Source organism: Candidatus Baltobacteraceae bacterium (assembly GCA_036488875.1).
In the GTDB taxonomy this organism is placed as follows: domain Bacteria; phylum Vulcanimicrobiota; class Vulcanimicrobiia; order Vulcanimicrobiales; family Vulcanimicrobiaceae; genus JAFAHZ01.
The window spans coordinates 302,552-324,891 of the sequence record DASXGW010000008.1 but is presented as its reverse complement, the minus strand read 5'-3'; the positions used below and the strand labels follow the sequence as shown (position 1 = coordinate 324,891).

Sequence of the window (22,340 nt, the reverse complement as noted above, 5' to 3'; positions counted from 1 at the left end):
TCCTAGCCTGCAGCTGAAATTCTGGGGTATTCGCTGGTTTCGAAGAAGCCGGCGGGTTCGGTCAACGGCGTGACGCCGCTGCTTCTCTGCACCTGGCCACCCAAATCTGAAAGCAGCTCTTCCAAGCGCTCGTAACCGCGATCGATGTATTCCAAACCGATGATTTCGGTCTCGCCGGCGGCCGCCAATCCAGCCACGACCAATCCCGCACCGGCACGAATGTCCGGCGCTTCGACCGGCGCACCCGAAAGCTGACGAACGCCTTTGATCACCGCCGCGTTGCTCTCCATCGTCACCTTGACGTCGGCGCCCATGCGCGCCAGCTCGTTGACGTAGGAGAAGCGCGCGTTGAAGATCGATTCCTCGACGACGCTCGTTCCCGGACACGTGCTGAGAAACGCTACCATCTGCGGCTGTAAATCGGTTGGGAAACCGGGGTGCGGCGCGGTGAGAATGTCGGTCCCGCCGGTAATGCCGTCGGCTTTGACGCGAATCCAGTCGTCGCCGGTCACCGTGACGATTCCGCACTCCACGAACTTCTCGAGTGCGGCGCGCAAATGCTCGGGGTTACATTTGGTCACCGTCACGTCGCCCCGCGTCACGGCTCCCGAAAGCAACAGCGTTCCGGCAACGATGCGGTCGGAGATGATTTCGTATTCGGCGCCGTGCAGCTCGTCGACGCCGTCGATGACGATCGTGTCGGTCCCCTGTCCGGCGATCTTCGCGCCCGTCGCGACCAAGAAGTTCGCAAGGTCGACGACTTCGGGTTCCATTGCGACGTTCTTGAGCGTCGTCGTTCCGTCGGCGACCACCGCCGCGAGCATTGCGTTCTTCGTCGCGCCGACGCTGGGCATGCGAAACTCGACCGTTGCGCCGCGCAGACGCGGATGCTTCGATTCGGCGATCAAGTAACCGTGCGCGTTGTGGACGTCGCATCCGAGCGCCACGAAAGCTTGTTCGTGCATGTCGGTCGCGCGCGTGCCGAGCACGCAGCCGCCGGGAAGCGGGACTTCGGCGCGGCCGAACCGACCCAGGAGCGGCCCCACGATATCGAACGACGCGGCTAGTTTGCGCACCAGCGCGTACGGCGCCCGATACGACGCAACGTTACCGGCGTCGATGGTAACGGTGTCGTCGCCCTCGTAACGGATGCGTGCGCCGAGCGCTTCGAGCAGCGACCACATCACCGAGACGTCGGTGATGTGCGGAATCCGGTGCAGCGTAACGGTGCCTTTTGCAAGCAAGCACGCGGCCATGATCGGCAGCGCGGCGTTTTTCGCACCGTGCGTCGCTACCGAGCCTTCTAAACGGACGCCGCCCCGCACGCGGAGCGTCGTTTCGAGCCTATCGAGCATGCTGTGCGGGCTGTTTCGCTTACGAAGCCGTTGCGGCCTTGGCCTGCGGCCCGAGCGCTAATGCCCCGTTACGCGCAGTTTTGCGTTGGCAAAATCGATCGCGGCTTGCTCGCGTGCGAACGCCGGCGAGTCGATCGTTTGTGCCTTTTGGCGCTCGGTCGCGGCGGCGAGCTCTTCCCGCGCGCGCGCCACGTCGACGTCCTCGAAACGGAGGGCTTCGTCGACCAGGACGGTGACGCGATCGGGGAGTGCCTGCATGAAGCCTTCGCCGGTCGCCAGCTCGAGACGCTCGGTCTTTCCGTCGGCGGCGACGTTGGCGCGCAGCACCCCCGGCCGCAACGCGGCCAAGAACGGCGCGTGCTTGGGCAGGATGCCCTCTTCGCCCTCGGTCGTTACGGCGATGACGAGCTCGGCCTGGCCGTCGTAGACGACCCGGGTGGGGGTGATGAGCTTGAACGGAACGGTGGCGGCCATGACGGTTTAGACGACCGCCATCTTTTCGGCGTTCTCGCGGACTTCGTCGATCGTTCCGGCGTAGAAGAACGCGCCTTCCGGCAGCGAGTCGACCTTGCCGTCGAGGATCTCTTTGAACGACGCAATCGTATCGGCGAGCTTGACGTACTTGCCGGAACGTCCCGTGAACTGTTCGGCGACGAAGAACGGCTGCGAGAAGAAGCGCTGAATGCGCCGCGCGCGACCGACGACGACTTTGTCTTCTTCCGACAGCTCTTCGACGCCCAGAATCGCGATGATATCTTGCAGATCTTTGTACCGCTGCAGCGTCTCTTGCACGCCGCGCGCCACATTGTAGTGTTCTTCGCCGATGATTTGCGGATCCAGGATGCGCGAGCTCGACGCCAGCGGATCGACCGCCGGATAGATGCCGAGCTCCGAAATCGGACGCGAAAGCGCCGTCGTCGCATCGAGGTGAGCGAACGTCACGGCGACGGCCGGATCGGTGTAGTCGTCGGCCGGCACGTACACCGCCTGCACCGACGTGATCGAACCCTTACGCGTGGACGTGATGCGCTCTTCGAGAATGCCGACGTCGGTGCTGAGCGTCGGCTGATAACCGACGGCGGACGGCATGCGTCCCATGAGCGCCGAGACTTCGGAACCCGCTTGCAGATAGCGGAAGATATTGTCCATGAACAACAGGACGTCGGCGCCGAGCTCGTCGCGGAAATACTCGGCCATCGTGACGCCGGTCTGCGCGATACGGAAACGCACGCCCGGCGGCTCGTCCATCTGACCGAAGACGAGCGTCGTTTGCGCGAGCACGCCCGACTCTTTCATTTCGAGCCACAAGTCGTTGCCTTCACGCGTGCGTTCGCCGACGCCGGTGAACACCGAGAAGCCTTTGTGCACGTACGCGATGTTGCGGATGAGCTCTTGAATGAGCACCGTCTTGCCGACGCCGGCACCGCCGAAGAGACCGACCTTGCCGCCGCGCGTGTACGGCGCCATGAGATCGACGACTTTGATGCCCGTCTCGAAGATGCGCGGCGTCGGATCCTGATACTTGAACTCCGGCGCGGGACGATGAATCGGCCACTGCGCCGAAGCTTTCACCGGCTCGTCGCTGTCGATCGTCTGGCCGAGCACGTTGAAGATGCGTCCCAAGGTGCCTTCGCCCACCGGAACCTGGATCGGACCGCCGAGCGCCGTGACGGGTGCACCGCGTACGAGTCCGTCGGTCGACCCGAGCGCCAAACAGCGCACTTGATCGTTACCGAGCTCGTCCTGCACTTCCAAGATCAGATCGCGCGCCTGCATCGCGGAGCCGCCGAGCTGAATCCCGCTCGCGCTCGCCGCGCCGTTGCTGGCAGCGTGCGCGTCTTCGTTGACGCGAACGCTGAGCGCGTCGTTGATGTTGGGCAGCGTCTCCGGCGTGAACTGTACGTCCACGACGTTTCCGAGTACTTGCACGACTTTTCCGGTAGCAGTAGCCATTTCTCTCGTCCTTAGTTTTGGTGGTTCTACTCGACGCCGAGCGCTTCCGCGCCGGCTACGATTTCCAGCAGTTCTTTGGTGATCGCCGCCTGGCGAGCGTTGTTCATTTGGATGGTGAGTTCGTCGATGAGCTTTTTGGCGTTGTCGGTGGCGTTGGTCATCGCCAGCAGCTGCGCCGCGAAGAACGCCGCGTCGGTTTCGAGCATCGCCGAGAAGATCGTGAACTCCAGATACTTCGGCAGCAGCCGCGACAGCACGAACTCCGGCGACCCCGCAAACTCTACTGCTCCGCTGGGCTTCTTGTCACCCTGAGCGTAGGCGCTCTGCGCCGAAGTCGAAGGGTCGAAAGGGATCAAGCGGCGCGTTTCGGGTTTTTGAGACAGCATCGAAACGAGCTTTTGCGACACGATGACGACTTCGGAGATCGTGCCGGCGACGAAATCGTCGCTAACGCGCCGCGCGACTTCGCGTGCGGTGTCGAGCTTCGACGGGGCGTTGAGCGTCCACGACGGTGCGTCGGGCGAGCCCAAACGCCGCACCGCGTTGCGCGCCTTGACGCCGAGGGCGTACCAGCGCACGTTGCCGCGCTCGCGTGCGGCGACTTCGCCCGCGCGAATCACGTTGGAGTTGAACGCGCCGGCCAAACCTTTGTCGGCGGTCATCAGCACGATGCCCGACGGCGCACCGGCTTTACCCGGCTTCATGTAGGGATGGTCGACCGAAGAAACCGCCGACATCAGATCGTTGAGCATCTCGGCAAGCGTATCCGCGTAGGGACGCGCTTGTTTCTGCGCGATTTCGGCGCGCCGAATCTTCGCCGCGGCGACTTGCTTCATCGCCTTGGTGATCTGCTGCGTGTTCTTCAGCGACTTGATCCGGTCGCGAAGGTCTCTTACCGACGGCATGTTAGAACGTTTTTCCGAACTCCGTGAGCGCCGCGTCGAGCTGCTTCTTGACGTCGTCGGCAAGCTGACCGCTGTCGGCAATCGCCTTCGGCACGTCCGGATGCTTCTCGTGAAGGAAGCCGATGAATCCGCTGGCCCAGTTCTGCAAACGCGTCGTGGCGATGTCGTTGACGTAGCCTTTGGTCGCGCCGTAGACGATCGCGACTTGATCTTCCATCGCCATCGGCTGGTACTGCGGCTGCTTGAGCAGCTCGGTCATCTTCTCACCGCGCGTCAGCTGCATCTGCGTCGCCTTGTCCAGATCGCTCGAGAGCTTGGCGAACGCGGCGAGATCGCGATACTGCGCGAGCTCGAGCTTCAACTGACCGGCCACCGATTTCATGGCTTTGGTCTGCGCGGCACCGCCGACGCGCGACACGGAAAGACCGACGTCGACGGCGGGGCGGATACCTTGGAAGAACAGCTCGGGCGTTAGGTAAATCTGGCCGTCCGTAATCGAAATCACGTTGGTCGGAATATACGCGGAGAAGTCGCCCGCCTGCGTCTCGATGATCGGCAGCGCCGTCAGCGATCCGGCGCCCATCTCGTCGGAGAGTTTCGCCGCGCGCTCGAGCAGACGCGAGTGCAGGAAGAAGACGTCGCCCGGGTAGGCTTCGCGGCCCGGCGGACGGCGCAGCAGCAGCGACATCTCGCGGTACGACTGCGCGTGCTTGGTGAGATCGTCGTAGATGATGAGGACGTCTTTGCCGCTATACATCAGCTCTTCGGCCATCGCGCAGCCGGCGAACGGCGCCATCCAGCGCAGCGCGGCCGCCTCGGACGGTCCGACGCAGACGATGGTCGTGTACGCCATCGCGCCCTTCTGTTCGAGTACTTGCGCGAGCGCCGCGACGGTCGAGTTCTTCTGCCCGATCGCGACGTAGATGCAGAAGACGTTCTTGCCTTTTTGATTGATGATCGTGTCGATCGCGATCGCCGTCTTTCCGGTCGAACGGTCGCCGATGATGAGCTCGCGCTGACCGCGGCCGATGGGGATCAGCGCGTCGATGGCGCGGATACCGGTCTGCAGCGGCTGCTTGACGGGTTGGCGCTGAACGACGCTCGGCGCAACGTTTTCGATCGTGCGATAGCGATTCGTCTGAATGTCGCCCTTACCGTCGATCGCTTGCCCGAGCGGATTGACGACGCGGCCGAGCAAGACGTCGCCGACCGGCACCGATGCGATGCGCCCGGTACGGCGCACCTTATCGCCTTCTTTAATGTCCTTGTCGGAGCCCATGATCACGATGCCGACGTTGTCCTCTTCCAAGTTCAACGCGACGCCTTGCAGCCCGTTGGCGAACTCGACGAGCTCCGACGAGCGAACTCCGCGCAGTCCGTAGACGCGCGCGAGATTCGCACCGACCTCGATAACGGTCCCAATTTCGTCTTCTTGCAGCTCGGTCTTGAAGCTCTCGATCTGCTGCTTCAGTATTCCGGCGATTTCGTCAGCGTTAATCATATGATGTAGTCCTAGTTGTTTGCAAAGAGGGTTCTAGCGAGATTTTCCAGGCGCCCCGACACCGTGCCGTCGACCCGGCGATCGCCCATGAGAATGCGCACGCCGCCGATCACCTTCGGATCGACGACGAGCTTCACGTCGAATTTCTTTCCATATAAACGTTCCAAGCGCTCGACCATTGCCGCTAGCTCGTTGAAGTCGAGGTCGCGAGCCGTCGTCACCGTCAGCGGCTCCTCGCCGCGCGCCTGCAGCTCCATCTTGCGATACTCGCTCACGATGGTAGGCAGCAGCGCTTCGCGGCGCTTGCGAACGAGCAGCAGCACCGAGTGGAGGGCCACTTCGTGGATGCGGCCGCCGAAGCTCGCGGTGATGACGCGCTCTTTGGCGTCGCGCTGTATGACCGGGGCGACGAAGAACTCGCGCGCCAGCGCGTCGCTCTCGATCGCGGACGATACGCTGTCGAGATCGGTGCCGATTCGATCGACGGCGTTGCCGGCTTGCGCCAGGGAGAAGATTGCGGCGGCATACCGCCGCGCGAGCGTTTCGTTTGCCACGCTACACTCTCTCCAGCGACCCGAGGAACTCGCTGACGAGACGAGCGTTCGTCGGCGCGTCGACGCGGCGCTCGGCGTCCTGACGAGCTTGTGAAAGCGCGCGATCCAGAATTTCGCGACGCAGCTGATCGCGGGCGGAGGCACGCGCGCGCGCCAGCTCGCCCTGCGCGTTGGCCAACGCGCGTTCGCCGGCTTCCTTCGCTTCGGCGACGTTCGCGTCGTACTCGCGCTTGGCGTGCGCGACCGCGCGCTGTTTGATCGCCTCCGCGTCGCGCTCCGCACCGCTGATTTGGTTGCGCAGCAGATCGAGGGTTGCCTTGGCTTCGTCGCGATGCCGCTCGGCCTCGGCGATTTGCTTATTCTGGCGTTCTTGCGCGGCCAGAACGGCCGGCATCAAGTATTTCACCCAGAGCCACACCAGAAACGCGATGAAGAGGATGGCCGCAACGACCTGACTCCACAGCGCGATGCTGACGTACAGTTGCGCGTCGTTCATCGCGCCGCCTCGCTCAGCGCGCGATCCGCCATCATGTCCGCGAGATCGCCGACGGTCTTCTGCGACGCGGCCCGCGCGGCGTCGAGTTCGGACGCAACCTGCCGCTGCGCCTCCTCGACGACGCTCTGCACCTGCGAGCCGTACTGCGAGGCCAGCTCGGCCGTCGCGTTGGACGCGTCGGCGCGTCCTTTGGCGACGATCTGCTCGGCGTCACGGCGCGCGTCGGCACGCAGACGCTCGTCGTTGGCACGCAGCGCGTTGGCCTCGCCCTGGTACGTATCGTAGTCGGCCGTGACGCTCTTGATGTACTCCCGCCGTTTGGCGATCGCTCTGCCGACGGGCTTCAAAAACAGCACGTTGAGCAACGCGAAGAAGATCGCGAAGTTCACGAGTTGGACGAAGAACGTGCCGTCGAGCCGCAGGAACATCGGTGCTTAGTGTCCCGTTACCTTGGCCATCAACGCGCCCAGCGGCGCGAGGCTGAAGATCATGTAGAACGCGAGACCCAATCCGATGATCGGGAACGCTTCCAGCACGCCGACGCCGAGGAACATGAACGTCATGATATTCGGCCGCGCCTCGGGCTGGCGCGAAATCGCTTCAACCGCTTTGCTGGCAACGATGCCGTCGCCGATGGCGGATCCGAACGCGACGCCGGCAACGATGATGCCGAAGGCCAAGAGGGTGAACGACGCTACCAACGCTTCAGGTGTCAAGGACGTAACCTTTCTTAATGACTTTCGCCCATCGCCAACGAGAAATAGACGATGGCCAGGAGAGTAAAGACGAACGCCTGCACGGTGCCGACGAAGAAGTTGAAAAACTGAATGAAGAACGGGAAGATCGCCGCCGCGAGCGAGAGATTGAGCGGCCCGATCTGAATGTGCTGCGCGATAATCGACGAGATGATAATGAAGAGCAGCTCGCCGACGAAGATATTGAAGAACAGGCGTGCGGCGAGGGTCAGCGGACGCGAGAACTCCTCGATGAGATTAATGAGCACCAGCGCCGGGAACGGCTGGAACAAATGCGACAGATGCGAACGGAAGAACAGCACCCACGTCGCGAGCCAAACCAGAATCGCCAGCGGAACCGTCGTGTTGAGGTCGGCCGTCGGCGATCCGCCGAACGGCAGCCCCAGCGGCTTGAACGGCAGCATCCCGAACTGGTTCAGCAAGAAAATGAAGACGAACAGCGCGATGAAGAACGGCACGTACGGCTCGCCGCGCTCGCCGAGCGTGCTGGTCGCGAGGTCGGCGATGTAGTTCACGACGCCCTCGACCACGACTTGACGCTTCATCTGATAGGCGGAACGGTAGCTCGCGCCGATCCACGCGAAGAATCCCAGCGACAAGATCATGACGATCCACGTCGTCACGATCGTATCGGCATGCACGGCCCCCAGCACCGGAAGGTGCCAAAGGATGTGTTCTCCGAGATGCTCCTGCACTAAAGTGTTCTCTTCTTACTTTCGCTCGAATGCGCGCCGGGCGCCAATAGCAAACATCGCCAACGGGAGAAAAAAACCGGCGAAGTACCACGCCATCGACCACCAGGGTCCGTGCGCGGCAAACGCCACCGGGACTATACCGAACAGGCCGATTCGCAGGAAACTACTTAAGACGAAGAGTCCCACGTTTCGCGAGTCCAGCAACCGCTCCGTCGTGACCGTCGTGAGCAGGGTGTTGAAGACCCCGCACACCCCGCCTGCCGCTAGCGCCAATGCCGGAACGGGGAGCCAATGGTACGCGAGAAGGGCAACGGCGGCGGCGATCACGAGCGAACGGGCCGACGCGGATCTCTTCAGCGCCCGATACGCTGCTAAATCGGCCTCGGCTTCGGCGACGCTGTAGCTACGCCCGCCGGGCTTATCATCCTGCATAAAAAGTCATAGGGAGCGCATCAGCAGCCGGTACGCCGCGTACCCGCCGAAGGCCAGCCCGCCAAAGAGTCCGGCAAGCGCCCAGAGCCCCTGGCCCGTTCGGCCGGCGATCCAAATGCCCACGAGCAGCCCGGCTAGGGTGGTCATCGCGAACGTGCCGCCGGCCGCGATGACCGGCATGACCCCTTTCACGGGGCGTACGGGGCTGGGTATTTGCCGTCGCGCAGGCGCGCGAGCAGCCACGCCACGATGCGGCCGGCGGCGCGTCCGTCGCCGTAAGGGTTGGCGGCACGCGCCATTGCCGCGTACTCCTCGCGATCGGTTAACAAACGCGTCGCCGCGTCGAGGATCCTTTTGCGCCGGTTTCCGGCGAGCACCAGGGTCCCGGCCTCAACGCCTTCGGGCCGCTCGGTTTCGTTGCGCATGACCACGACCGGCTTGCCAAGACACGGCGCTTCCTCTTGGAGTCCGCCCGAATCGGTCAGGACGAACGTCGAGCCCTTTACCGCCACGACCATGCCGGCGTAATCGATGGGATCGACCAATACCACCCCCGGAACGCCGCCGAGAATCTCGTGCGCCACCGGCGCGACGCGCGGTGACGGATGCACCGGCCAGTAGAGCTGCGGCTGCATCGGCAGCTCCGCGATCTCGCGCATCGCTTCGCACATCTCGGGCATGTGCGCGTGGTTTTCGCGGCGATGCGCGGTGATGACGACGATCGGCCGCGCCGGATCGAGCTCGTCCCAACGCGGCGGCGGCGGCAAATCCTTGCGCTGCGCCGTTTCCAAAAACGCGTCGATCACCGTGTTGCCGGTGACGATGATGTCGTCGCCGTTGACGCTCTCGGCGCGCAAATGCTCGGCGGCGAGCGCCGTCGGAGCGAAGTGGTACGACGCGATCGTTCCGGTGAGACGCCGGTTCATCTCTTCGGGATACGGCAGCCAGCGATCGCTCGTGCGTAGTCCCGCCTCGACGTGACCGACCTCGACGTGCTGGTAGAAAGCGGCAAGCGCAGCCGACGTGCTGGTCGTCGTGTCGCCGTGCACGAGCACGACGTCGGGCCGCGCGTCTTGCAGCACGGGTTCCATGCCGGCGATCACGCGCGTCGTAATGTCGGTCAGGGTCTGATCTTCGGTCATGACGTCGAGATCGTAATCGGGCTCGATGGCAAACAGCCGCAGCAGATCGTCGAGCATTTGACGGTGCTGCGCGGTAACGCAGACGACATCGTCGATCGACGGCTCGGCGGCGAGCGCGTGAACGACCGGCGCCATCTTGATCGTGTCGGGCCGCGTTCCGAACACGGTCATAACCTTGAGTTTGGGCTGCATGCTAGCTGGCGTGACGGAACACGTGCGTAAACTCGCCCGACAGCGCGAGCGCCATCGCGCCGAGCACGAAGCAGACGGCGTAGATGAAGAAGACCGCCTGGCGCACGTTGAGCCCGAAACGGAAGATCAACTGGTGATGGAAGTGGCCCCGATCGCCTTCGGTAATCTTCTTGCCGGCGGACGCGCGCCGCACGATCACCGCGGCCGTGTCGAGAATCGGCAGCGCCAGCACGAGCACCGGTACGATCAAGCTCACCGCAATCGCGGTCTTACTTGCGCCGAGAATGGAAACCGTGGCGAAGACGTAGCCGATGAAGAGCGAGCCGGCGTCGCCCAGAAAGATCCGCGCCGGATTGAAGTTATATGGAAGAAAGCCGAGTGCCGAGCCGGCCAGCGCGATGACGACCAGCGCGACGACTGGGTTGTCGTGCACGACGGAGATCACGAAGAGGAAGATGCTCGCGATTGCCGCGACGCCGGTCAGCAAGCCGTCGAGGCCGTCGAGAAAGTTGATGGCGTTCATAATGCCGACGTACCAGAGCACCGTCAGCACGATGCCCACCCACGTTGGGAACTCGATCCAGTTGGTCGCCGGATTGTGATCGAACGGATTGGTGATGCCGGGAATGACGAAGCCGTAGAGCATCGACGCCAGCGCGACGATGATCTGGGCGAGCAGCTTACTGCGCGGGCGCATGCCCATCACGTCGTCCCAAATGCCGACGCCGAGAATGAGCAAACTGCCGAAGAGCAGGCCGACGAGCTGGTGCACCGTTTCGAATCGATCGGTGAGAATTTCGATCTTCTGCGCGTGCGTTCCGAGCACCGACGGCAGCAGCGAGTACGGCGACGCCAGCGCGAAGCCGAGCACCGCGAAGAGCGCGACGGCAAAGCCGAAGAACAGCGCGATGCCGCCGGTTCGAGGCGTGGGAACCTCGTGCATGTGGCGGTATTCTTCCTCGGCGATGTTGCCCATGACGCCCAAGTGGGTCGCCAGCCGCACGATCAACGGCGTGCAGAAGGCTGCGACGACGCCGGAGATCGCGAACGTTGCCGCGTACGTTCCGGCCGCCGCCCAGGAGTGCGCGTTCACGGGCGCGTTCCCTCGAGCATGCCGTAGCTGAGCAGCGCGACGCCGGCTTCGGCAAGCAACCCGCCGGCGATCGGATCGGGATATGCCGTTTCGTAGACGATCTTGCGAACGCCGGCGCTAATGAGCAGTTTCGAGCAGTTGACGCACGGCTGGTGCGTGCAATACGCGGTCGCATCTTGCAAGCTGACGCCGTGCAGCGCTCCCTGTACCACCGCGTTGGCTTCCGCATGGGTCGCCCGTACGCAGTGATCGTTGACCAGCGTGCACCCGACCTCGCTGCAGTGCGCCACGCCGCGCGGCGCACCGTTATAGCCGGTCGTCAGAATGCGGTGATCGCGCACGAGCACGCAGCCGACCGACGCGCGCGGACACGTCGCGCGTGTTCCGACGGTGCGCGCGATTTGCATGAAATACTCGTCCCAACCGGGTCGCATGCAGACTCTCTTTACTAACAGGCCGAGCAACGCCCTGCGAGCAACCGGCCATCGACCGGCCATAAGCCGGTAACGTCGCCTGTTTATGCTACTATGAGTGCAATGGCAATCGCGTTCGAACGGTACCGGATCAGCGTCGAGGAGTACCACCGCATGGTGGAGGCCGGCGTCTTTCAGGACGACCGCCGCATCGAGCTCATCAACGGGCAGCTGATCGAAACCGTGGCGCCGATTCACCCGCCGCACACGTACTCGACGCGGCAGCTCGTGGCGGCGTTCTTCGCCCGCTTCGCTTCTCGCGCGGCCGTTTACATTCAAATGCCGGTGACCCTACCGCCCAATTCCGAGCCCGAGCCCGATGTCGCGCTCGCGCGGCAGGATGCAAAGAACTACGTCGATCGTCACCCGGGGCCCGGCGATCTCTACGTCGTGATCGAAGTGGCCGACAGCACGCTGCTGATGGACCGGCGGCTAAAGGTGCCGCTCTACGCTCGGGCCGGCGTTAAGGAACTTTGGTTGGTCAATATTCCAGACGACCGAATCGAAGTTTATCGCGATCCCGTCGGGCGCCGATATCAGCAGATCGCCACCGCGCAGCGCGGCGATACGATCGAAATGCTCGCGTTCCCCGGCGAAACGTTCGCCGTCGACGACATTCTGCCGCCGCCCCAGTCTCTTTAGGGAACCTCGAATCGAGCGGTAAGCTCGTGAACGCGATCGCGCAGCCGCTCGATCTTTTCACGCGCCTCGATGTCGGTGAGTCCGTCGCAAATGATGCGCGCGACCTCGCGGCAGTCGTCTAACCCGAGGCCGCGGCTGGTAATCGCCGGCGTGCCGATCCGTATGCCGCTGGCAACCATCGGCTTCTGTTTGTCGAACGGGATGGCGTTCTTGTTGACGGTGATGCCGATCTCGTCCAAATATCCCTCGACGGCTTTGCCGGTCAAACCTTTGACCGATACGTCGACGAGCATGAGATGCGTGTCGGTGCCGCCGGCAACGAGGCGCAGTCCGGCGCGCACGAACTCTTCGGCCATGCCGCGCGCGTTGTCGAGCACCTGCTGCTGATACGTTTTGAAATCCGGCCGCAGCGCTTCGCCGAACGCAACGGCCTTGGCCGCGATCGTGTGCATCAGTGGACCGCCTTGAATTCCGGGGAAGACGCTCTTGTCGATCGCTTGCGCCCATTTCTGCGTGCACATGATGACGCCGCCGCGCGGTCCGCGCAGCGTCTTGTGCGTGGTCGACGTCACGAAATCGGCGAGCGGAACCGCTGACGGATGCAAGCCGGTCGCGATGAGTCCGGCGATGTGCGCGACGTCGGCCATGAACGTCGCACCGATCTCGTCGGCGATCTCGCGGAACGGCGGGAAATCCATCGTTCGCGGGTAGGCGCTCGCGCCGGCGATGATCATCTTGGGTTTGTGCTCGCGCGCTAACGCGCGCATTTCGTCAAAGTCGATGAGCTCGGTGTCTTGGCGGACCCCGTACGCGATCGCGTTATACAGTTTGCCCGAAAAGCTGACTTTGGTGCCGTGCGTCAGGTGGCCGCCATGCGCGAGCGACATGCCCAGCACGGTATCGCCCGGCGCGAGATGCGCCATGAACACGGCCATGTTGGCTTGCGCGCCGGCGTGCGGCTGAACGTTCGCGTGTTCGGCACCGAAGAGTTGTTTGAGACGATCGATTGCGAGATTCTCGGCGACGTCGACGTATTCGCAACCGCCGTAGTACCGCTTGCCCGGATAGCCTTCGGCATACTTGTTGGTCATCACGCAGCCCATCGCTTCGCGCACCGCACGGCTTGCGTAGTTCTCCGAAGCGATCAGCTCGAGATTTTGCTTTTGACGCCGCTCCTCGTCGCAGATTGCGGCGAAGACTTCGGGATCGCCGGCTTCGATTGCGGTGGGGCTGAGGATGTCCATGGCAGACCCTTCGCTCGACGCGCTACGGGGACATTCCGGGCGGAGGCGAACAGCCTCCCCCGTGAAATTAGCCGCCGCCAGCAGCGCGCTCAATCGCGTCATCGAGCGCGGGGACCTCACCCAGTTGGAGTGGGTGGATCTGTGCGCGCAAGAGCTTGCGGCCGACGGTATCGCGCTCGACGTCCGGCACTTTCCCCGCAGCGACGACGAGTATCTCGCGCAGGTCAAGAAGATGGCAGCCGACCGCGGCCTCACGATCGCCGCAATATCCGACGCGGGGTTCTTCGGAGCGTCGAACGATCGCATGCCGGCGACCTTGCGGATTGCAGTCGCCGTCGGCGCGCCCCTGGTCGCGGCGCCGCTGGCCGCCGAAACGACCTGGTCGTGGAGCGAACAGCTCGCCGCTTTATCCACCGCGACGTCGCTTGCCAAAACGCATAACGTCACATTGGCCGTGCGCAACGCGCCGGGAACGTTCGCCGCAACGACGCACGATTGCAAACGCGTCGCCAAGGAAACCGATTCTGCGTGGCTGCGCTTCGGTCCGGAGCCGCGCGCGCTCGACGCGGCAAGCGATCCTTCAGCGCTCGCCGCGAACAGCGTGCTGTTGTGGAGCAACGTAGGTGACGAAACCGAACGATCCGTCGGCGACGTGATTCGCGGCTTCGCGCAGTTTCGCGGATACTTGGCCCTCGACGAGCCGTCGGGCGACGCGAGCATCGCCGAAATGCAAAGTGCGATGCGCTCGTGGCGCATCGCACTTGCTTCAATCGCGCTCAACCGCACGTAACGTCTGCCGTACCCGGTATGCGAACCTGCGTTCTCGCAGGTGGGTGCGGCCCGGGCGCAGGTTGGGCAAGCGTGTAGCTCACCCGGCCGTCGTATCCGGAGCTGATGCTCCCTTAGTCAACTAGTCGGTTCGGCACCAAAGCACGTTGCGCGCCATGCGCAGTCGAGCCCCTCTACCTTACCACCGGCCGTCAAGTCCTTCGAGGATAGCGGACTAAGAAATGGAAATGCGCACCGTATGTCAGCGCTTTCGGTTTCGGTTTCATCGCTGGAGCTGCCGCTCGTCCATCCGTTTAAGATCGCGCGCGGCGAAGAGACGGTCTCCCGCACGGCGCTGGTGCGCGTCAGATACGGCGAGCTCGAGGGATTGGGCGAAGCCGCGCCGGTCGAGCGCTACGACGAGTCGGTTGAAAGCGTCATCGACTACTTTGCGACGCACGCACTCGCGTCGGACGATCCGTATAACCTCGAAGCGCTGCTGCACGACGGCATTCCGCCCGCCGCGCGCGGCGGTCTGGACCTGGCGCTGCACGACCTGATCGGAAAAGACCTCGGTAAGCCGCTGTACGCGCTGCTCGGGCTCGATCCGTCGTTGACCCCGGTCACGTCGTTCACGATCGGCATCGCGGATCCCGAAACGACGATCCGCAAGGTTGCCGAAGTGGGCGATCATCCGATTCTCAAGGTGAAGCTCGGACTCGGCTCGGTTGCCGAGCAAGTCGAAACGATGACGCTGATTCGGCAGCGGTATCGCGGTATCGTTCGCATCGACGCCAACGAAGGTTGGGACGTCGAAACGGCGGTGGAGGTTTTGCGCGAGCTCGAGCGCTTCGACATTGAGTTCTGCGAGCAGCCGATTCCGGCCGGAAATCCGCAAGGCCTGCGCGCCGTTCGCGAGCGCGTATCGATCCCTATCGTTACCGATGAAGATTCGATGGTCGCAAGCGATCTGCCGCAGCTCTACGGTTGCGTCGACGGCGTCAACGTCAAGCTCGCCAAGACCGGCGGTATCCGCGGCGCACTTGCGATGATTCACACGGCGCGTGCGATGGGCATGAAGGTCATGCTCGGCTGCATGGTCGAGAGCGCGATCGCCGCAACCGCGGCCGCTCACCTCTCGCCGCTGGTCGATTGGGCCGACATCGACGGCCCGTTTTTGACCGCACGCGATCCGTTTGCCGGCATCACGTACGATCGCGGAAAGATCGTACTTCCCGATGCTCCCGGTTTAGGTGTGAAAGAAACGGCGCTGACGTGAAGCGCCGGTACGCCATTCTCGCGCCCGGACGTTTCGCCGGGGACGCGAAAACCGCGCACGGCGTCATTGCCTACGGTGCGGACGACGTCGTCGCGGTCATCGATGCCGAATACGCCGGCAAAACCGTCGCCGACGTACTGCCGCATCTGCGCAGCACCGCGCCGATCGTCGCGACGGTCGATCGGGCACTCGAGTTTAAACCGACCTCATTGCTCATAGGCACCGCGCCCAAGGGTGGCGCACTGCCGGACGATTGGCGTCAGGCCGTGCTCGACGCGATCGCGGCAAAACTGGAAATTGTGAGCGGCCTGCACGACATGCTCGGCGACGACGACGAGTTTCGAGCGGCAGCCGAGAGCGCCGGCGTGGAGATTTGGGACGTACGCAAACCGCCGGACACGCCGATCTTCAGCGGCGCCGTCTACGACGTAGTCGCGCCGATTCTCTTGATGGTGGGCAACGATTGCGCCGTCGGCAAAATGACGGTCGCACTCGAGCTCGTTCGCGCCGCAACGGAAAAGGGAACCAAAGCGCGCTTCGTGCCGACGGGACAGACCGGCATCATGATCGCGGGCTGGGGTATCTCGGTGGATCGCGTGATCTCGGATTTTGCTCCCGGCGCAACGGAGCAACTCGTGCTCTACGCCGCGCACGAAGGCGCCGATCTCATCGTCGTCGAGGGTCAGGGCTCGATCAACCATCCCGCGTACGCCCCGGTAACGCTGGCGCTGATGACCGGATCGGCGCCCGACGGGTTGGTGCTCGTTTGCGATCCGACGCGCACGCACATCGAATCGTTCGAAACGCCGACCTTGAGCTATCGCGACCTCATCGATATCCACGAAAGACTGCTTGCTACGATCAAGCCCGCAAAAGTGATCGGCATCGCGCTCAATACGCGCGGACTCTCCGACGAGCGCGCCGGCGAAGAGATCGGCCGCGCGCGGCGCGAAACGGGCCTCCCCGTCGATGACGTCGTGCGGCACCTACCCTATCGTTTTTACGACGAGATCGCGCCGCACATCGAGAAGCGGTCGCTGCTGCGGATCGCGCCGGCGTGAGTCTGGCGCGCCGCCTCCTCGCGATCGCGTTGGCGGCCGCGTGCGCGGCCTGCTCGAAACCCCAGAGCACCGGCACGGGCAATCGGAATCCGTGGACGATCCCCGGCGTCTTGCGGATCGGCGCTCCCGAGGAACCCGACAGTCTCAACTTGATGTACGGTCACACGTGGGCCACCGATAATATTGCGCCGCTGCTCTTCTCGTTTCTCATGCGGGTCGATGCGAACGGCAACTACATTCCCGATTTGGCAACCGCGGTTCCGACGCCGGCCAACGGGGGCATCTCGCGCGACGGCAGGACGATCGTCGTGCATCTGCGCAAAGGCGTCGTGTGGTCCGACGGTGCGCCGTTGACCGCGGCCGACTGGCTCTTCACGTATCGCGCGGTGATGAACCCACAGAACAACGTCAAGACGCGCTACGGCTGGGATCTGATCGCATCGGCGAGCGCGCCGAATCCCTATACGATCGTGCTGCACCTCAAACGCCCCAGCGTCGAGGTGCTGGGTATTCTGACCATGAGCGGCGCCGCGTATCCGCCGATGCCCGCACATCTTCTCGCAAAGTCACCGAACATCAACTCGTCGGAGTTCAACAGCAAGCCGATTTCCAGCGGACCGTATCTGCTCAAAGCCTGGAACCACGGTTCGTCGCTGGAGTTCGTTCCCAATCCGCGCTACTTCCGCGGCGCGCCGAAACTCAAGGAACTCATCTGGAAGGTCGTTCCGGACACGAACACGCTCTTCAATCAGCTCGCGACGCACGAAGTCGACGTGTATCCGGCGGTCACGCCGCCGAGCGCGATCGCGCGGCTCGCTACGATCCAAGGCATCGCGGTCGACAGGCGGCTCATCGGAAACTGGCGGCATCTCGACATGAACTTGAGCCATCCGCTGCTCGCCGACGTGCGCGTCCGCCGCGCCATCTCCGAAGCCGTCGATTGGAAGCGCATCAACGACACGATTTATCGCGGCTACGATCGGCTCGCCGTTTCCGACGTCTATCCGCTGCTGTGGGCCGCACCGGCCCTGCCGCCGTACCGCTACGACCCCAACGACGCACGCAAGCTGCTGGCTGACGCGGGCTGGAAGATGGGCGGCGACGGCGTGCTGCACAAAGGGCCCCTCGCGATGCACTTGACGATCTATGCGACCACCGGCCACGAAGAGAACACGCAATCTCAAGTCATGATGCAGTCGTTTCTGCACCCGCTGGGCATCGACTTGATGGTGCGCAACTTCCCCGGCAGCTATCTGTTCGCGCAGAACGGCCCGCTCTACACCGGCAAGTACGATCTGGAATGGTCGGTCGACACGAACGGCCCCGATCCCGACAACACCGGCAACTGGAGCGCGGCGTACATTCCGCCCAACGGCGCCAATACGACGTGGCTCAACGATCCGATCGTCAACGCCACCAGCGAAGCGGCCGCGAGCACCTTCGATCCGGCTAAACGCAAAGCGCTCTATCAGCGCGAAGAGGAGCGCATACGCGAACTGGTGCCCAGCGTGTTCTTCAGCTGGCAAATGAACTACACGGCGGTCAATACGGACGTCAAGAACTACGAGCCGGCCGCATTTTTAGCCGACACGTGGAACGCCTGGCAATGGAGCATCTAGAGGAGCTTTCCGGATTCGCGCAAGTGACCGGCGCGCGCGAAAGCGCACGGCTGCTGCTAACGCCGTCGCGCGGCGGCGTCTTGAGTTGGAACACCTTCGCGCCGGCCGGACGCATCGAGTTTCGTCTGCTCCAGGCGCACGCGCCGGCGACGTCCTGGATGAACTTCGCCGAGTGGCATCCGACCGGCTCGAAGTCGTTCAGTCCCGACGGCGGAGGCGTACACGTCGACGTCGACGTGCTGAGCTGCGACCGCCTCTTCGACGGGATCGAGGTGCGCGCGCGCGAGGTCGAGTTCAACCTCGTCGCGTTCTCCGCGCCGGGGCGCCCCGTGCCGTCGCTGCCGTACGCGCGCGGCGCGCACATCCTCGACGTTCCCACGCGCTCGCAATACGTCAAGGAGGGCGAACGCGGCTGGTGCAGCGCCGCGAGTCTTTCGATGGTCAATGCGTATCACGGTGTCGACGTTTCGGTCGAAGATACCGCGCGCGCCATCTTCGACCGCGCGTACAACGGAACGGGCAACTGGTCGTTCAACGCGGCGTTTTCCGGCAGCCTCGGCTTGCGGGCCGTCGTCGGGCACTTCCGTAATCTCGATCACGCGCAGCGCCTCATCGAACGCAATCTTCCGCTGGTGCTGTCGTACTCGTGGGCGCCTGGCGAGCTGCCGGGTGCGCCGATCGAACGCAGCGACGGACATCTCGTGGTGCTGACCGGCTTTACGAGCACGGGCGACTGCGCGGTGAACGATCCGGCGGCGCCGCACGTGCGCGCCGTCTACCCGCGCGCCGCGATCGAGCGGATCTGGCAACGCAACAACGGCGTCGCCTTCGTGATCGCGCCGGCCGGCATCGACTACGCCGACGTCTTGTCATCGTAGCTCCCCTTGTCATCGTAGCTCCCCTTGTCATCCTGAGCGTAGCGCCGAAGGCGCGAAGTCGAAGGGCAGGCGAATCATAACGTAATGCAGCCAACGGAAAGAATAGTTCCAGCCGAATCGCTGCGCGGCGTTCCGCTGCATATTGCACTCGTCGAACCGGAGATTCCGCCGAATACCGGCAACGTCTCTCGCCTCTGTGCCGCAACGGGATGCGCGCTGCATCTCGTCGAGCCGCTCGGATTTCGAATCGACGACAGGGAGCTCAAGCGTGCCGGGCTCGATTATTGGCACGCGGTCGTCCTCGTCGTGCATCCGTCGCTCGACGCATTCTTAGAAGCGACCGCATCACTCAACCGCTGGTTCTTCTCAACGCGCGCGACGCGCCGCTACGACGAAGCCGCCTTTGCACGAGGCGACGTGCTCGTCTTCGGCAAGGAAACGAAGGGATTGCCGCGCGAGTTGATCGCCGGCAACCCCGAACGTGCGCTCCGTATTCCGATGCGTGAAGACAGCGTGCGCAGCATTAATCTTTCGACTGCGGTAGGCATCGCAACGTATGCCGCGCTCGCGAAACTCGGATTTCCCGGCTTGGCGTAGCATTCGCCTGCCCTTCGACTTCGCTCGCTTCGCTCGCTACGCTCAGGATGACAGTTTGCGCTTTACGCGCGTTTGAGGTGCGGCGGAAGCGGCATGAAGGTCGACATTGCCAACGCGGCAACCGCGAAGAGCGTCGCCGCGCCGAACACCGGTACGAGTCCGAAGCGATCGCCGATCGCGCCGAAGAGCGGCGCCGCCAATCCGCCGATCGTGACCGATAATCCCAGCGTCATGCCGGCCGCGATGCCGATGCGCTGCGGCAAATACTCTTGTCCCATGACGACGATCACGCCCGCCGACAAACCGATCGCGAATCCGAACGCCATCGCCAGCGGCACCAGCAGCGCAAACTCCGGAAAGAAGCGGCCGAGCGCGACGATTGCCGCGCCGAACAGCGTCGTGAAGATCAGCGAGATGAAGACGACGCGGCGCCGATCGACTCGATCGGCGAGCCGGCCGCCGTACAGCGTTCCGAGCGCTCCGGCCAGCAGCATCGCCGCGAGCGCGATGGCGGCGACCGCTTTATCGACGTGCGTCACGGTGATCGCGAAAATCGGCGTAAACGTCACGGCCGCAAAAAAGACGGTCGAGCGCAGAGCCACCACGACCGACATGATCGAAAATCCGCGCCAGTCGTCGGTGCCGGCGCGCTGCCGATGCGCGTGGTGCACGCGCGCGCGTGCTTGTGCAAAGCGCGGTAAGTCGCGAGTCACGAGTATTGCGAGAATCGTTCCCGGCACCAAGAGAAACGCGGTGCCGTGCAGACCGAAGACGAGCAGCAGCGGCGTGATGACGATCGGGCCGATCGCAAATCCGAGATAGCCGCCGGTCGTAAACCAGCTCATCCCCGTCGCGCGCTGCGAACCTGCGAAATAGTTGGCAAAACGCGACGCTTCGGGGTGGAAGCCGGCCACGCCGATCCCCGAAATCAGCGCCCCTACAAGCATCATCGTCATCGACGGAGCGAAACCGATCATCGCCGTTCCCAACGTGGCCAGAAACAGCGACGCGGGAATGACCGGAGCCAGCGAACGGCGATCGGAAAGATGACCGAAAAGCGGCTGCACGACCGACGACGACAGATTCATCGCCAAGACGAGCGTCGCGGCCGCCGTGAGCGACAACCCGCGATGCGCGATGAGCCACGGAATGATCGCCGGCAACGCACTCTGGTTCGCATCGTTAAAGACGTGCGCCACCGATAACAGCGTGATTCCTCTGCGATCTAATGTTTGAACGTCGGGCGACGCAACCGTCGCGGCAGTGGCCATGGGCATCGAGACGTACCTTGGCGAAGCATGCTCGCGTGACCCTTGCGGAGATCGAACGCGCCGTCGTCCGGTGCACGCGCTGTCCCGAGCTGCGCGCCTACACCGCGGCGGTGGCGCGCGAGAAGAAACGCGCGCACCGCGATTGCGACTATTGGGGGAAGCCCGTCCCGGCTTTTGGACCGGCAAACGCGCGGCTCGTGCTCGTGGGGCTCGCGCCGGGCGCCCACGGCAGCAACCGGACCGGACGCCCGTTCACCGGCGATGCGTCGGGCGACTTTCTCTATCCCGCGCTCTACCGCGCCGGGTTCGCGTCGCAGCCGAAGGCGACCGATCGCGACGACGGTCTGACCTTGCGCGATTGTCTGATCACGGCGGCGGCGCGCTGCGCTCCGCCCGGCAATAAGCCGACGCCCGGCGAGCTGCGCAACTGTTTTCCCTATTTGTTGGAAGAGTTCGATGCGCTGCGCAAGCTGCGCGTCGCCGTCGGTTTAGGGTCGATCGGGTTCGACGCCGTCCTGCGCGTGCTGCGGGAACGCGGCTTCTCGCTCGATCCGGCCAAACCCAAATTCGCGCACGGTGCCGAAGTTGTTGCGACCAAAGGCAAGCGTTCCGTCGTTGCGATTGCGTCGTACCATCCGAGTAGGCAAAACACGAATACGGGTGTGCTTACCGTTCCGATGTTCGACGCGATCTTCACTCGCGCCAACGAACTCTTGAACGTTCGCTAGTGCGGTGACCGCGGCGCGACGGGACGGCCGCACGGATCGGTCAACGTCGACAACCCCCATTTCGATTGGCGCGTCACGACGCGCGTGTCGCGCCGCACCGCGCCGAACGAGTGAATCGCATCGTCGACCGCACGCGAGCGAGCCTCGGCATTGGGCGCTTTGACGATCTCCACCGAAGCCAGACTGCTGTCGACGTTACTCGTGACGACCACTTCGGCGCCGTCGAACTCCATGATGCGGGATTCGCACGACCCCAGCGGCGCAGGCGACCCGCTCGACTCGGCACCGCGATGTGCCGGCGAACAACCGGTCATTGCAGCGAGCAGCGCGATCGCGCAAAGCTTGTTCAATTAAACGAGAGGGTTCGGCCGCACGAGTCGACGGCTTTGTCCGGAACCATCATGCCGTTTTCGCCCGGACGGAAGGAAATGACCTTGAGCGGCGGGGCGTTAATGGCGGCGGGACCGTACGTGTTCTCCAGCGACAAGCGGGCGTCGTTGACGGCCTCGGGATTATCGGCCTTCGCCGTAACGACGTATTGTTGAACCGCGCCGTTGTTGGCGAACAGGATGCGAAAGCCGACCCCGGCCGGCGACATGAACGACTTCTCGCCGCACGACGGGCCGGGCGAGAAGGCCGAGGCCGTACTCGCGCACGATAACGCCAACGCGACCGCCAAGGCCGCGAAGCGAGCGCACACTCCCACG

Annotated in this window: 27 protein-coding genes; 8 read left to right on the top strand and 19 right to left on the bottom strand. The window is 63.7% G+C overall.

Annotated elements, in window-relative coordinates:
* Positions 1 to 2 precede the first annotated feature (2 nt).
* The 15 genes from murA to VGG89_11655 are packed head-to-tail and all read right to left on the bottom strand — an operon-like array spanning position 3 to position 11,507.
* Positions 3 to 1,355 (bottom strand): UDP-N-acetylglucosamine 1-carboxyvinyltransferase, encoded by a 1,353-nt coding sequence (murA, locus tag VGG89_11725; GenBank protein HEY1977212.1) that lies wholly within the window; start codon positions 1,353 to 1,355, stop codon positions 3 to 5.
* A 57-nt stretch (positions 1,356 to 1,412) separates the two neighbouring features.
* Positions 1,413 to 1,829, bottom strand: coding sequence for an ATP synthase F1 subunit epsilon (gene atpC, locus VGG89_11720; protein ID HEY1977211.1), 417 nt, complete (start codon positions 1,827 to 1,829; stop codon positions 1,413 to 1,415).
* Between the two features lie 6 nt (positions 1,830 to 1,835).
* A complete protein-coding gene (gene atpD / locus VGG89_11715; protein HEY1977210.1) occupies positions 1,836 to 3,308 on the bottom strand; it encodes a F0F1 ATP synthase subunit beta in 1,473 nt (490 codons plus the stop codon).
* 26 nt (positions 3,309 to 3,334) lie between these two features.
* Positions 3,335 to 4,213 carry an ATP synthase F1 subunit gamma gene (gene atpG / locus VGG89_11710; GenBank protein HEY1977209.1) on the bottom strand — a complete coding sequence of 293 codons (879 nt, stop codon included), beginning with the start codon at positions 4,211 to 4,213 and terminating at the stop codon, positions 3,335 to 3,337.
* Between the two features lies 1 nt (position 4,214).
* Positions 4,215 to 5,714, bottom strand: coding sequence for a F0F1 ATP synthase subunit alpha (atpA, locus tag VGG89_11705; protein ID HEY1977208.1), 1,500 nt, complete (start codon positions 5,712 to 5,714; stop codon positions 4,215 to 4,217).
* An 11-nt stretch (positions 5,715 to 5,725) separates the two neighbouring features.
* Positions 5,726 to 6,268, bottom strand: a complete 543-nt coding sequence (atpH, locus tag VGG89_11700; protein ID HEY1977207.1) for an ATP synthase F1 subunit delta — start codon at positions 6,266 to 6,268, stop codon at positions 5,726 to 5,728.
* 1 nt (position 6,269) lies between these two features.
* On the bottom strand, positions 6,270 to 6,764 hold the full coding sequence (locus tag VGG89_11695; GenBank protein HEY1977206.1) for an ATP synthase F0 subunit B: 495 nt from the start codon (positions 6,762 to 6,764) through the stop codon (positions 6,270 to 6,272).
* Entirely contained in the window at positions 6,761 to 7,192 is a 432-nt protein-coding gene (locus VGG89_11690; protein HEY1977205.1) for an ATP synthase F0 subunit B, read from the bottom strand. Before VGG89_11690 ends, VGG89_11695 begins: the two co-directional genes overlap by 4 nt.
* Before the next feature lie 6 nt (positions 7,193 to 7,198).
* Positions 7,199 to 7,480, bottom strand: a complete 282-nt coding sequence (gene atpE / locus VGG89_11685) for a F0F1 ATP synthase subunit C (GenBank protein HEY1977204.1) — start codon at positions 7,478 to 7,480, stop codon at positions 7,199 to 7,201.
* 14 nt (positions 7,481 to 7,494) lie between these two features.
* Positions 7,495 to 8,214 (bottom strand): F0F1 ATP synthase subunit A, encoded by a 720-nt coding sequence (gene atpB / locus VGG89_11680; GenBank protein ID HEY1977203.1) that lies wholly within the window; start codon positions 8,212 to 8,214, stop codon positions 7,495 to 7,497.
* Between the two features lie 15 nt (positions 8,215 to 8,229).
* Positions 8,230 to 8,646, bottom strand: a complete 417-nt coding sequence (locus VGG89_11675; protein HEY1977202.1) for a hypothetical protein — start codon at positions 8,644 to 8,646, stop codon at positions 8,230 to 8,232.
* Positions 8,647 to 8,652: 6 nt separating this feature from the next.
* Positions 8,653 to 8,826: a hypothetical protein gene (locus VGG89_11670; GenBank protein ID HEY1977201.1), complete on the bottom strand. Its 174-nt coding sequence runs from the start codon at positions 8,824 to 8,826 to the stop codon at positions 8,653 to 8,655.
* An 8-nt stretch (positions 8,827 to 8,834) separates the two neighbouring features.
* Positions 8,835 to 9,980, bottom strand: coding sequence for a UDP-N-acetylglucosamine 2-epimerase (non-hydrolyzing) (gene wecB, locus VGG89_11665; GenBank protein HEY1977200.1), 1,146 nt, complete (start codon positions 9,978 to 9,980; stop codon positions 8,835 to 8,837).
* Position 9,981: 1 nt separating this feature from the next.
* Positions 9,982 to 11,073: an MraY family glycosyltransferase gene (locus VGG89_11660; protein ID HEY1977199.1), complete on the bottom strand. Its 1,092-nt coding sequence runs from the start codon at positions 11,071 to 11,073 to the stop codon at positions 9,982 to 9,984.
* Positions 11,070 to 11,507 carry a cytidine/deoxycytidylate deaminase family protein gene (locus tag VGG89_11655; protein ID HEY1977198.1) on the bottom strand — a complete coding sequence of 146 codons (438 nt, stop codon included), beginning with the start codon at positions 11,505 to 11,507 and terminating at the stop codon, positions 11,070 to 11,072. Before VGG89_11655 ends, VGG89_11660 begins: the two co-directional genes overlap by 4 nt.
* A gap of 93 nt (positions 11,508 to 11,600) precedes the next feature.
* Here VGG89_11655 and VGG89_11650 point away from each other — a divergent pair, with 93 nt between their 5' ends.
* Entirely contained in the window at positions 11,601 to 12,188 is a 588-nt protein-coding gene (locus VGG89_11650) for a Uma2 family endonuclease (GenBank protein HEY1977197.1), read from the top strand.
* On the opposite strand, the gene glyA is transcribed toward VGG89_11650, so the two are convergent.
* The gene (gene glyA, locus VGG89_11645; protein HEY1977196.1) at positions 12,185 to 13,432 is read right to left on the bottom strand and encodes a serine hydroxymethyltransferase; all 1,248 of its coding nucleotides are present in this window, start codon (positions 13,430 to 13,432) and stop codon (positions 12,185 to 12,187) included. The two genes, VGG89_11650 and glyA, sit on opposite strands and share 4 nt — an antisense overlap.
* A gap of 61 nt (positions 13,433 to 13,493) precedes the next feature.
* Between glyA and VGG89_11640 the strand changes: the two genes are divergently transcribed.
* The 6 genes from VGG89_11640 to VGG89_11615 all read left to right on the top strand — a co-directional run bounded on the left by VGG89_11640 (position 13,494) and on the right by VGG89_11615 (position 19,634).
* Positions 13,494 to 14,222, top strand: a complete 729-nt coding sequence (locus tag VGG89_11640; GenBank protein ID HEY1977195.1) for a TIM barrel protein — start codon at positions 13,494 to 13,496, stop codon at positions 14,220 to 14,222.
* Between the two features lie 237 nt (positions 14,223 to 14,459).
* On the top strand, positions 14,460 to 15,479 hold the full coding sequence (locus VGG89_11635) for a dipeptide epimerase (protein HEY1977194.1): 1,020 nt from the start codon (positions 14,460 to 14,462) through the stop codon (positions 15,477 to 15,479).
* Positions 15,476 to 16,540 carry a DUF1611 domain-containing protein gene (locus VGG89_11630; GenBank protein HEY1977193.1) on the top strand — a complete coding sequence of 355 codons (1,065 nt, stop codon included), beginning with the start codon at positions 15,476 to 15,478 and terminating at the stop codon, positions 16,538 to 16,540. Before VGG89_11635 ends, VGG89_11630 begins: the two co-directional genes overlap by 4 nt.
* On the top strand, positions 16,537 to 18,159 hold the full coding sequence (locus VGG89_11625) for a peptide ABC transporter substrate-binding protein (protein HEY1977192.1): 1,623 nt from the start codon (positions 16,537 to 16,539) through the stop codon (positions 18,157 to 18,159). The genes VGG89_11630 and VGG89_11625 overlap by 4 nt, the downstream gene beginning before the upstream one ends.
* Entirely contained in the window at positions 18,147 to 19,037 is an 891-nt protein-coding gene (locus VGG89_11620) for a C39 family peptidase (protein ID HEY1977191.1), read from the top strand. Before VGG89_11625 ends, VGG89_11620 begins: the two co-directional genes overlap by 13 nt.
* 84 nt (positions 19,038 to 19,121) lie before the next feature.
* Positions 19,122 to 19,634: a tRNA (cytidine(34)-2'-O)-methyltransferase gene (locus VGG89_11615; GenBank protein ID HEY1977190.1), complete on the top strand. Its 513-nt coding sequence runs from the start codon at positions 19,122 to 19,124 to the stop codon at positions 19,632 to 19,634.
* Between the two features lie 62 nt (positions 19,635 to 19,696).
* On the opposite strand, the gene VGG89_11610 is transcribed toward VGG89_11615, so the two are convergent.
* Positions 19,697 to 20,911 carry an MFS transporter gene (locus VGG89_11610; GenBank protein ID HEY1977189.1) on the bottom strand — a complete coding sequence of 405 codons (1,215 nt, stop codon included), beginning with the start codon at positions 20,909 to 20,911 and terminating at the stop codon, positions 19,697 to 19,699.
* 29 nt (positions 20,912 to 20,940) lie between these two features.
* Here VGG89_11610 and VGG89_11605 point away from each other — a divergent pair, with 29 nt between their 5' ends.
* A complete protein-coding gene (locus VGG89_11605; GenBank protein ID HEY1977188.1) occupies positions 20,941 to 21,633 on the top strand; it encodes a uracil-DNA glycosylase in 693 nt (230 codons plus the stop codon).
* Here VGG89_11605 and VGG89_11600 read toward each other — a convergent pair.
* Positions 21,630 to 21,983: a hypothetical protein gene (locus tag VGG89_11600; GenBank protein HEY1977187.1), complete on the bottom strand. Its 354-nt coding sequence runs from the start codon at positions 21,981 to 21,983 to the stop codon at positions 21,630 to 21,632. The two genes, VGG89_11605 and VGG89_11600, sit on opposite strands and share 4 nt — an antisense overlap.
* Positions 21,980 to 22,339 (bottom strand): hypothetical protein, encoded by a 360-nt coding sequence (locus VGG89_11595; GenBank protein HEY1977186.1) that lies wholly within the window; start codon positions 22,337 to 22,339, stop codon positions 21,980 to 21,982. The genes VGG89_11600 and VGG89_11595 overlap by 4 nt, the downstream gene beginning before the upstream one ends.
* Position 22,340: the final 1 nt, after the last annotated feature.

Bases quoted from the DNA above. Each gene is read 5' to 3' on its own strand.
- atpC (HEY1977211.1), bottom strand. From the start codon at position 1,829: ATGGCCGCCACCGTTCCGTTCAAGCTCATCACCCCCACCCGGGTCGTC.
- VGG89_11610 (HEY1977189.1), bottom strand. From the start codon at position 20,911: ATGCCCATGGCCACTGCCGCGACGGTTGCGTCGCCCGACGTTCAAACA.
- VGG89_11695 (HEY1977206.1), bottom strand. From the start codon at position 6,764: ATGAACGACGCGCAACTGTACGTCAGCATCGCGCTGTGGAGTCAGGTC.
- VGG89_11675 (HEY1977202.1), bottom strand. From the start codon at position 8,646: ATGCAGGATGATAAGCCCGGCGGGCGTAGCTACAGCGTCGCCGAAGCC.
- murA (HEY1977212.1), bottom strand. From the start codon at position 1,355: ATGCTCGATAGGCTCGAAACGACGCTCCGCGTGCGGGGCGGCGTCCGT.
- atpA (HEY1977208.1), bottom strand. From the start codon at position 5,714: ATGATTAACGCTGACGAAATCGCCGGAATACTGAAGCAGCAGATCGAG.
- wecB (HEY1977200.1), bottom strand. From the start codon at position 9,980: ATGCAGCCCAAACTCAAGGTTATGACCGTGTTCGGAACGCGGCCCGAC.
- VGG89_11690 (HEY1977205.1), bottom strand. From the start codon at position 7,192: ATGTTCCTGCGGCTCGACGGCACGTTCTTCGTCCAACTCGTGAACTTC.
- VGG89_11635 (HEY1977194.1), top strand. From the start codon at position 14,460: ATGTCAGCGCTTTCGGTTTCGGTTTCATCGCTGGAGCTGCCGCTCGTC.
- VGG89_11670 (HEY1977201.1), bottom strand. From the start codon at position 8,826: ATGCCGGTCATCGCGGCCGGCGGCACGTTCGCGATGACCACCCTAGCC.
- VGG89_11655 (HEY1977198.1), bottom strand. From the start codon at position 11,507: ATGCGACCCGGTTGGGACGAGTATTTCATGCAAATCGCGCGCACCGTC.
- VGG89_11615 (HEY1977190.1), top strand. From the start codon at position 19,122: ATGCAGCCAACGGAAAGAATAGTTCCAGCCGAATCGCTGCGCGGCGTT.
- VGG89_11650 (HEY1977197.1), top strand. From the start codon at position 11,601: ATGAGTGCAATGGCAATCGCGTTCGAACGGTACCGGATCAGCGTCGAG.
- atpG (HEY1977209.1), bottom strand. From the start codon at position 4,213: ATGCCGTCGGTAAGAGACCTTCGCGACCGGATCAAGTCGCTGAAGAAC.
- glyA (HEY1977196.1), bottom strand. From the start codon at position 13,432: ATGGACATCCTCAGCCCCACCGCAATCGAAGCCGGCGATCCCGAAGTC.
- atpD (HEY1977210.1), bottom strand. From the start codon at position 3,308: ATGGCTACTGCTACCGGAAAAGTCGTGCAAGTACTCGGAAACGTCGTG.
- VGG89_11620 (HEY1977191.1), top strand. From the start codon at position 18,147: ATGGAGCATCTAGAGGAGCTTTCCGGATTCGCGCAAGTGACCGGCGCG.